This is a genomic window from Eubacterium sp. An3, from assembly GCF_002159465.1.
GTDB lineage: Bacteria > Bacillota > Clostridia > Lachnospirales > Lachnospiraceae > Anaerobutyricum > Anaerobutyricum stercoris.
In genome coordinates this window covers 91,408-102,201 of sequence record NZ_NFIR01000012.1, presented here as the reverse complement: position 1 = coordinate 102,201, position 10,794 = coordinate 91,408, and the positions used below count along the sequence as shown (strand labels likewise).

Genomic DNA, 10,794 nt, shown 5'->3' with positions numbered 1-10,794 from the left:
GTGAAACCGGCGAAGGGCAATACGTCCAATAATAACAACAATAACACTCCGATCACGGTTGTTACGGATAAGGAAGTGAAGCAGCAGGAAGCGGCGCTGAACCAGAAGTATGAAGATTATGGTTTAGTACGGAATAGTGGAGAAAAAGCTGGATATAGTGCTGCAATTTCCTACCCAAGTGCATCAGCTGTATTTGAGTATTTGGATGATTGGGGAATTCGTTCAGTTCCAGAGAATGGAAAATTTTACTGTTATTACGATATCGTGCGACAGGATAAATACAAAAACGATGCCAGCATTAAGGTAACTTATACTACCGATGGCAGCACTCCAACGATCAACAGCACAGACGCTGGTAACGAAGTTCATTTTAAGATGACTTCCCAGACTCCAACGATCAAGATTCACATTTATAAAAATGGAAAACTGGTGGCGTTAGATTATTTTACAAATGGTCATCTTTATACTAATGATGGTGTCTACGATGATTAAATCAAACATCATTATCAGAAAGCGGAACTCAGTTCCGCTTTTTTCTTTTTCATATCAATCGATACCGGGAAATCCCCGGCTTTTTTCTTTTTAAAATTCCAGAACACATTATTTTCATATTAAATACGTCGAAAGAACAGAGCGAAGGAATTTTCCTTCCCTTTTTCGATAGCGACGGCGGGGAACGCATATTTTTCCCCGGAAAAAGAAGAAAGGAGTGGTCTGATGAGAGATCCGCCAGTTTTACTTTGATACCCCTTGTACCTTGAAAACTAAACATTGTAAAGAAAGGAATCAGGTTTTATGACGAAAAAGAGAAAGAGAATCTTCCGTTCGGTTGTATCGTTCCTGTTAGCCTTTGCCATGGTCTTTACCGCTGTGATTCCAGCCTATGCGGTTGGTGTTAGTGGGAATGATCCAGTTCATGAAGGCGGAGATGGGATGAATTCATTCCGAGATAACAAAGGCGAATATTCTTCCTATGATCCGGATGATGGTGTTCAGGCTTTCGTGGTAGACGATGCTTATGGCTTTAAGGTAAGAACGACAAGTAGCACTGTAGTGACTCCGTTCGGTACCCAGGACAGGGATGGTGGCGAAGCCTGTAGGAAAAAGTATGCAGAGAGTGGAGACAGCATGGACTTGTCCAACTTCTACATTTTCGATGCATCAAAGAATAACACCTGCGGCTGGACCGGAACAAATTTCCGGATCTATAACACTCAAAAGAGAGCCTATGATATGGTGGATGTAAAAGTTACTTTGAGTGATATCGAAACCAACGGAAATGATGGTAACTATATCTGGCTGCAGAATACCAGTGCTACACCGTCCATCAATATCCTTGGTGTAGAAGAAGTGCAGATGACCGTGGAATACTTTGTAGCTGGGACTAACACCCCATATACAGTCAACAGTAACTTCACAGTTTCTGATATTGATGCCAATCAGTATTTCGGATTTTCCTCCGGAAATAAGACCATCAATCAGTATGCACATCCAAAGTCCGTGCTCAATTATGTACAGAAAAACAATCTGAACATCTATTTTGAGCCGGATGATAAGGAGTATGATTCTGCCAGTGATCTGGCTCTCTCTGCAAAGACGGCTGCCGGCGGTACCTATTCTGCTTCCAGCTATAAATTCATTTACGGAAGTAAACATACCAGATCAACAAATAACGGTGGAACAATGACTTCTTGGGCACACTTTGCATTCTCCGCGCAGTCCATGGCGGATATCGCAACCCCGGCGCCGTTTAAAGTCGTGAGCGATACCGACAATATCAAGTGGGATAAGACTGCCGGCGCAGAGACTGATGTGAGACAGAACCGTGTGGAGAGCACCGCTAATTCCTGGACCTATTCTGTGACCCAGATGGTCCCGTCGGGTAAAGTCAAAAAGTTTTATTACGATTCATTCGTGATGAGCGACCAGATCGATACCTGCTTACAGATCAATTCAGTACGGATCTATAGCGGAAGCGATGATGTGACAAGCTCATTCAGTATCTCGACCGCTGGGAATAATGTCGTGGCGACGGCAAACTCCACGATCCTCAATGACGCTTCCTTCTATGGAAATGGCAATGGGAAAGAAATCTCGATGGATATCAACGTGTCCGTCAAAGACGTGCAGACCGCGATGAACGCAGCCGGACATAACCATCAGTCCGGATCAGACCTGGTGTTTACGAACAAAGGACATGTCACAGCAGTGAGCAGCGGACGTACTTACAGCAACGATACCGACCAGACCACAACAGCCGTCCAGATCCCACTGGCAGAGCTGACTTTGGATAAGGTAGCCGATAAGTATGAATATAAAGTCGGCGATACCGTGACGTACACCATGAAGGTCACAGATATCACCCCGGGTGCCCCGGCATACAAAGTAGCCTTTACCGATGCGATCCCATCGGAATTACAGATCACTGGTGTATCCACCTCCGGTGTCACAGCCACAAACAGCGTATCCGGGCAGAACATCACCGTCAATGCGGCGGTCTTAAACCCGAATGAGACACTGGTTGTCACCGTGACATGTAAGGCATTGGAGTCAGGAAACGCCAAAGAGCTGTATAACACAGCCAGCGCAACCTGTATGAACATCAAGAACGCTTCCGGCCATGCCGATGACGATGCGGAGACATATATCAATACCGCAGCGATCACCATTGACAAGGTATCCGACAAATACGAGTATGAGGTTGGAGAAAAGGCCACCTTTACCGTAAAAGTGAAAAACACAAAAGGCGTTGCCAACAACGTTGTCGTTACTGATAACCTTCCAGACGGCATGACCCTTAACTATGATTCTGTACAGATCACCGGGCTGCCGAAGACCGTGGATTACCATGTAGCTGGCACCGCTGACCCGACGAACCAGTTAAACCCTGATCTCAGGAACGAAGTGGAGACCCGGAACATCACCACGGAAAAACAGAAATCCGGCGACAACGGCTGGGTATTTACCATCAACCATATGCCGGCGGACTCTGAAGCGACCATCACCTTCACCGCTACTGCCAATGATAACGGCAACGGCAAGGAGCAGCAGAACGTGGTAACAGCAACCTGCGATAATGCAGCGACCGTACAGGATGATTCCGAGTATTACATCAACACTGCAGATCTTGCGATCAATAAGAAGTATGTCAATCCGTATAAAGAGGAAAAGAATGACAACCGTGCTGACAATGAGTTCCGTGTTTACGAAGACGAGACCGGCAATGAGTTAGTCCAGTATGTTGTCGATGTCACTTCCTCTGGCGTAGATGGCACTGTGGCTAAAGATGTAGTCATCAATGACCTGACACTGCCGGATGGCATGATCTTAAACTATGATGATATTACCATCGTAGAGACAGCTAAGGACGGCACCGAGAAAGAATTTACCTCCGCCGGCGGGGATGGCACCACCTTCAAGTACCACGTTGCGGGTACAGATGATGTGACCAACCAGCTCAACGAGGATAAATATAATGAGACCGAAGACCGGACTCCGGTCATCACGCTGACAAAGAGCGGCAACGGTTTCGTGTTAAACGACACTTACCTTGAAGCTGGAAGCAAGCTGACGATCAAATATACCGCAAAAGCGACAGAAGATGTCAACGGTATGGAAGTCCGTAACACCGCCACTGCGACAGCAGCGAACATCGTCAAAGTGGACGGCAAATATAAGACCGTCAAGGCTGACGCTCTCGTTTATATCAACAGCCCGCGTCTGGTGATCACCAAGAAAGCCGACAGCGAGGACTATGCGGTAGGCGATACCGTGACATATACCATCGATGTCAGCAACCGTCAGACTGGTACCATCGCGAGAAACCTTGTGTTCACCGATGATATCCTGACAGAAGGTGTGAAGCTGCAGAAAGCAAGCATCGTATTAATGGATTCCGATGGAAAAGTCATCAAAGAGACAGAAGAAAATTATTCTTCTGATATCCAGAACAATCAGTTTAAACTGACGACAAAGAAACATCTGGTCAAAGATGCCAACTACAGTCTCTGGGATATTGCCAATGGAAAAGCACCGGAAGAACAGGATTCCTGGAACCCGGATTACATTGGTGTAACGAAAGAAACTTCCATGCGGATCGAATACCAGATGATCATCACGGATAAAGACCTTGCTGGAAAACAGATCGATAACGTGGCTACTGCTGTTTCTGACGAAGCACTGAAGGTTACGACAGATGAATCCATCACCCCGAACCCTCCGGATCTTGACATCGGTAAGGAAGCAGACAAGAAGACCTATTATTATGGAGAAGAAGTCAACTACCATATCGAAGTCACAGAGAACCGGGAGAGCGTAACGGCAGAAGATGTCATCATCAAAGACCAGTTTGCTCAGGCAGATTTCGCAGAGATCGATCCGGATTCCATGGTTGTAAAGCTGAATGATCAGGATATCACAGATCAGGTGAAGATCACATACACAGAAGCGAAGGATGGTTTCACAATCGAAACCGGCCTGGACATTACGGATTCTGACAAGATCACGGTTGATTATACTGCTACCATGCGTGCTGATGCGATTGGACAGGAAATCACAAATACTGCTTTAACCTGGGGCAGCAATGCACCGGAAAAACAGTCCACAGAAACCGTAACCGTCACTGATCCGGATGCCCGTCTGGAGATCACAAAAGAATCTGACAAACAGGTATATAATGTTGGGGATACCGGACATTATAACGTTAAGGTGACTCAGATGACAGATAATGCAGTTGCCCGCAATGTCGTGATCGAGGATGCTATGGCAATCTCCGGTACTGAGATCAGCAATATCAAAATTGCAGATACAAAAGGTACAGATATCACGGAATCTGTGAAAATTATCGCCAATGGTGATAATTATGTCATTAATACGGGCCGCGATCTTGCACAGAATGAATATTTTACAGTGACTTATGATGTCCTTTTCAAAGATGCCGCTTTGGCCGGTCATGACGATGTGCAGAATATCGCAAAATCCCATGCGGATAATGCAGAAGAAGTACAGGCAGACAACACCGTAAAAGTGCCGCTGCCAACACCAGATGGCGAGAAAACATCTGATAAGCATATCTACAGCTTAGGCGAAACTGCTCACTATACGGTAGTCGTTCGTCAGACAACAGAGGATGCTGTAGCGAAAAATGTCGTCATCTCCGATAAACTGGGTATCGCAGGCGCATCGTTACTGCCGGATACCATCAAGATCGTTGACACAGACGGAAATGATATCACTGATAAGGTAGAGATCACTGCCGATGAGACTGGATATACTATTAAAACTGGTATGGATATGTCAAAAGAAGATACATTTACTGTAACGTATGATGTGATTTTTGATGACGAATCCTTAGTTGGACAGGAAGTTCCAAACACCGTTGATGTTACGGCAGATATTGGTAGTGATTCCGATACAAATACCGTCACCGTAGAAGCTCCGGAGCTGTCCATCGAAAAAGTTTCTGATAAGGAAGTTTACGATGTGAATGACACTGGACATTACACTGTAGAAGTGACGGAGACCAAAGAAGACCTGACTGCTATGAATGTCGTGATCAGGGACTCTATTGAGGATAAAGGTGCTTCTATCGTAGAAGGTTCCATCAAACTGGCGGACGCGGATGGCAACGACTTGACCGATAAGGTAGAGATCACATCCGACGAGACCAGCTACCAGATCAATACTGGTATGAACCTGGCTTACGGGGAGAAGTTTATCGTTACTTATGATGTGACATTCACTTCCGAATCCGCAAATGATACGGTACGCAATGTCGCACAGGCAACTGCAGATAACCTGACGACTACAACAGAAAACGACGTGACACCAGTCACTTACACAGACGAAGAAGGCAATGCCCTCTTTGAGGTCGTAAAGAATTCTGACCCGGCTCCGGGTACTGTAGTAGAAGCAGGACAGCAGATCACTTACACCATCACAGCGAAAAACGTGACGGAAGAAGATCTCTCCAACATCCTTGTGATGGATCAGGTTCCGGCTATGACAGAGTATGTCGCAGGATCCGGCGGCGAGCTGAAAGAGATCGGCGGCATGAATTACGTATGCTTCACCATCGATACACTGCCGGCAGGCGGGGAACAGAGTATTTCCTTCGCTGTGACAGTAACGGATGCAGCATCCGGACAGGTGGCAAATACCGCTCTGGTACGTCTGGCAGGTGGGGATGACCCGGCTGCTGATACCACATGGAACCCGGAAACCTTTGTTCCGACCAATACGATCACCCATCCACTGACCATCTGGGTAGAGGATGATAACATTGTAGAGGTACAGGCACCGACCCTGACGATCGATAAGACATCTGATAAAGATGTGTATGAGATCGGTGAGACCGGACACTATACCGTTGTTGTCGGACAGGCAACCGAGGATCGTGTCGCAAAGAACATCGTCATCAAGGATTCCCTGGATGATAAAGGGGCCAAACTGTTAGGTGATACCATCCATGTACTGGATACCGAAGGTACAGACATTACCAGTGATGTGAAGATTGAGTACACAGACTCCTCTTATTACATCGAAACAGGACGGGATCTGGCTTACGGTGAGACGATCACTGTGACATATGATGTTTCGTTCACTGAGAGTTCCCTTGTTGGACAAAGCGTCATCAATACAGCAAAGGCGAAATCCGATAACGCAGTTGTCACCGACGATAATGAAGTGATCCCTGTTGATGTCGGAGAAAACCTGACAGCAGTAAAAACCGCAGATCCAGCTTCAGGCGCTGTTGTAAAAGCAGGACAGGACATCACTTACCATATCACTGTGACAAACAATGGAACAGAAGATAAGGCAAATGTCTATATCATGGATGCAATCCCGGCACTTACCACTTATGTAGAAGGTTCCGGCGGCGAGATCATGAATGTAGACGGTACCGATTATGTGACCTTTACGATTCCATCCATTGCTGCTGGCGCTTCCGAAACTGTTTCCTTTACGGTAACTGTTTCTGACCAGGCGACCGAAGATGATATCATCAAGAACGTGGCACTGGTACAGCCGTCCACCGAAGAGACCCCAGAAAACCCTTGGGATCCGGATCTGTTTGTGCCAACAAATGAAACAGAACATCCATTAGACCCATGGGTAGATGATGAGCACGAGGTCGATGTTGATGAAGGTATCCCGACCCTGGCAATCGAAAAAGAATCGGATAAAGATACTTATGCGGTTGGGGAAACGGGACATTACACCGTAACGACAAAACAGACACGCCCAGATAAGACTGCAAAAAATATCGTCATCAAAGATGAGCTGCAGATCGAAGGTGCGAAGATCCTTGCCGATACTATCCGTGTTTATGGACCGGACGGTGCTGATGTGACAGATGCTGTTGCTATCACAGCGACAGACACATCTTACTACATCGAAACCGGCATGGACCTTAACTATGATGAGTCGATCACTGTGACTTACGATGTCCTCTTTGAAGCAGAATCCCTCGCAGGACAGGTTGTGAAGAATATCGCAAAAGCGAAATCGGACAACGCACAGGCTGAAACAGATAACGAAGTGACACCTGTGATCGTGGAAGAGGGGCTTACCGCATTAAAGACAGCGGATCCAGCTAATGGCACTGTCGTAAAAGCTGGCGATACGATCACTTACCATATCGCCCTTACCAATACAGGCGCAGAGGAGAGATCCAATGTCCTGGTACTGGATGAGATCCCGGCACTGACCACTTACGTGAACGGCTCCGGTGGAACGCTTGTCACTATTGGTGAGAAACAGTATGTATCCTTTGTCGTTGATCTTATCCCGGCAGGCGAGACAGTAGATGTCAGCTTCCAGGTGACCGTTAATGCAGATGCGGCCGAAGAGGATACCATCAAGAACGTGGCGCTTGTGAAGACGGCAGGAGAGGAAGACCCACAGGATCCATCTACATGGGATCCGGGCACCTTTGTTCCGACCAATGAGGTCGACCATCCGTTAAACCCATGGGTAGAAACGGAAAAAGAAGTCAATGTAGATAAAGGTGAAAAAGCCCGCCTTGTTGTGGAAAAGACATCTGATAAGGATTCTTACGAGCGCAAGGAGACCGGAACTTACACCATCACTGTCACCAACGATCGGGAAAATACCACGGCTGAAAATGTCGTTATCACAGACGCATTTGATACAACGGGTATGACGATCGACCAGAGCAGTATCAAAGTGACTGGACCGGATGGCAATGCCATCACCCCGGTATCGATCACCATGAATGAGTCCGGCAACGGATTTACTATTGCTACTGGTGCATCCCTGGCAGGCGGACAGTCTATGACAGTAACCTACGATGTGGCATTCACAGACAAATCCCTCATCGGTGAGGATGTGAAGAACACTGTCACAGTGACTTCGGATAACACAGACCCGGCAGGTGATTCCAATACTGTCAAAATCACGAAACCGGATAAACCAGATAAAACAGACAAAACAGATAAGTCGAAAGACAGCTCTGATAAATCTGGTGGATCCAATGGAACATCCGGTGGAAGCAACAAAGGTTCTGGCAGTGTACAGACCTCCGATATCCTGATCGGTGTCCTGATCGCTGCTGTGATCATCTTTGTTGTTGCCGGCGGCGTATACTTCTATAAGAAAAAAGCGGCTAAAGGCAACACCGGACTGAAACTGTAAACGCAGAATGGGAAATCTTCTCCCTGAAGCAGCAATCTAAACATACGAACCCCGCCCGGAATGGGCGGGGTATTTTAAATATTAAGGGGATTAAAATGAGAATGTATTCAATTACTCTTTTCGATTTTTTGTTTAAAGATTATCTTTCTACTGTGAGAGTGCTGTTTATCGTCTTACTTGCAATCTACATTATTTATTTACTAAAATTGAAGTTTTTTCCAAAAAAGAGTAAAGAGGAAACTCAATGGCTTATCAGAAGTTCGGTATCGCCAGTGAGTTCCAATTTCTTTTTGCTTATGATAGCAACTTTTTTGGGTATCATGCCCTTCCGCATTATTTTACTGATATGTATTATTGCAAACTTTACTTATATGTTTCTCCGGTTCTGCCTTAATCTCAAGTCGGATGATCCAGAAAATCTTTCTTATTTGCGGTATTATTTTGTGATAACTATATCGGAAATCATTGTTTTGATTCTATCATTTTTATTCTGATTAATTATGAATTATTTTCTTTATATTCTTGTTATTCTTCTTTTCTACAAAATGTCGCAGTATTTATCTCTTGGTTTTGAGAGAAAATATTTTCCTTGCTATTTGTTTTTACAAAAAGTATAATGGAAATAATTTCAAAAATCTCTCTTTATCGATTAGGTATATTAGTTTTGTTGTTTCACTTGGGAGTTTATTTATCTGATGGAAAGAAAAGTACTGCGACATTTAGAAAAACGTTCACGGGAATGGGGCATAAATTTGCCAGCTGCCCCAGAAGCGGCTATCAAGGCTATTGAGAAGAAATACAAGGAAAGAGGCGCAAATATTGGCTTTTCAGCGAAAAGATTTGAACATCCGGAAAAATTGAATGCCAATGCCGGTTTATTCCGTTCCTCAAAGGTTATTTTTTCTTCAGAATGGATAGCTTATTTGCTCATGCGTAATGATGAGGAAGTAACAAATGCATTCTTGGCTGCTTTGGGGCATGAGTTAGCCCACAAAGAAAAATATATACCGCCTTATCTTCATCTCTTTTCTGTTAAATTTGTGGCTTGGGTCAATGAGGTATATGCGGACTTTTTATCCGAAAATAAATTTTTGCATGGCAATCGCCAATTATTGCTCAATTCCATGAATTTCAAGCGCTCCAAAAAAGGGGAAGACAAAGATGACCGTCTTCACCCATCCTGGAAACGGAGGATCCATTACGCAGAAAACTTTGAAACATTCGATGAAAAATTGATCCGGCAGATTGCAAAAGACGCCAGGTGCAAAAACAAAAAGTTGATACAGAAAGTCATTGATCATTATACGAAATGACGTTCACTCCCTGCCCGAAATGGGCGGGATTTTTTTTGCAATAGATTCTCTTATCATATTAAATACATACAATGTATTTTTTGAGAGATAGGAGATGATCTGACTATGGTGAAGTATTTTATTACAGTATTTGTCCTGACGTGTTTATGGTTTATTTTCGGACTGCTTTATATTGGAGAAAATAGCGACCATTATTATCACGGACAAAAAGAATCCAAAAAATATGCGGCAGCTCTTTCTGTGACGATGTTACTGGGAAACTGTTTAGCGGTTTTATCTGGAATCATTTTCTTCCGCAATATTTTTCCTCAATATCTTTTCGCCATAATAACTTGTAACCTCATCCTGTTTCTTGTCTGGTTTGTTTACGGAATGGTGAAAAAGAAGCCTTGGGATTTATTTTCCGCCGTATTTGGCAATATCCCTTTTGGAGTTGCTATCCTCACCGGCTTTTTTGCTTCCGCTGGTCACTTGTTCCTGATGCGTATCTGTATTGCTGTGTGTTTTTTCCTTGCTTTTCTTTCCTTGTTTGAGAACTTTGTAAAGAAGAAATCGTTTGGTGGTGAACCTGCCCCGACATGGATTCGTTCCCTCATTCATATTTTGGTATTATTGGGAACTTCTTTCCTACCCATAGCTGTTTTCAGAATTATCCTTGTGGTTTGTCTTGGTTTTCATTTATGGAATCTTTTTCCTTATTTCCATGAATGTATCCTGCGGTTCCACAGTAGTTTTGACGAATATTATGTTGTGAAGCCGATGGTTTTTGTTACCCTGATTGAATTAATATTGGTAATTGTCATGTGATCCACATTTTTTTCTCTTG

The 10,794-nt window shown here is 44.6% G+C and carries 5 protein-coding genes; all 5 read left to right on the top strand.

Annotated elements, in window-relative coordinates:
* Positions 1-492: chitobiase/beta-hexosaminidase C-terminal domain-containing protein (locus B5F87_RS11420; RefSeq protein WP_158097033.1), on the top strand; the 492-nt coding region annotated here is incomplete at its 5' end.
* A gap of 303 nt (positions 493-795) precedes the next feature.
* Positions 796-8,655, top strand: a complete 7,860-nt coding sequence (locus B5F87_RS11415; protein WP_087281128.1) for an isopeptide-forming domain-containing fimbrial protein — start codon at positions 796-798, stop codon at positions 8,653-8,655.
* 244 nt (positions 8,656-8,899) lie between these two features.
* Positions 8,900-9,049 (top strand): hypothetical protein, encoded by a 150-nt coding sequence (locus B5F87_RS21000; RefSeq protein ID WP_158097032.1) that lies wholly within the window; start codon positions 8,900-8,902, stop codon positions 9,047-9,049.
* 301 nt (positions 9,050-9,350) lie between these two features.
* Complete coding sequence (locus B5F87_RS11405) at positions 9,351-9,968, top strand: hypothetical protein (RefSeq protein ID WP_087281123.1); 618 nt, start codon at positions 9,351-9,353, stop codon at positions 9,966-9,968.
* 105 nt (positions 9,969-10,073) lie between these two features.
* Entirely contained in the window at positions 10,074-10,775 is a 702-nt protein-coding gene (locus B5F87_RS11400; protein ID WP_087281121.1) for a hypothetical protein, read from the top strand.
* Positions 10,776-10,794: the final 19 nt, after the last annotated feature.

Bases quoted from the DNA above. Each gene is read 5' to 3' on its own strand.
- B5F87_RS11415 (WP_087281128.1), top strand. From the start codon at position 796: ATGACGAAAAAGAGAAAGAGAATCTTCCGTTCGGTTGTATCGTTCCTG.
- B5F87_RS21000 (WP_158097032.1), top strand. From the start codon at position 8,900: ATGGCTTATCAGAAGTTCGGTATCGCCAGTGAGTTCCAATTTCTTTTT.
- B5F87_RS11405 (WP_087281123.1), top strand. From the start codon at position 9,351: ATGGAAAGAAAAGTACTGCGACATTTAGAAAAACGTTCACGGGAATGG.
- B5F87_RS11400 (WP_087281121.1), top strand. From the start codon at position 10,074: ATGGTGAAGTATTTTATTACAGTATTTGTCCTGACGTGTTTATGGTTT.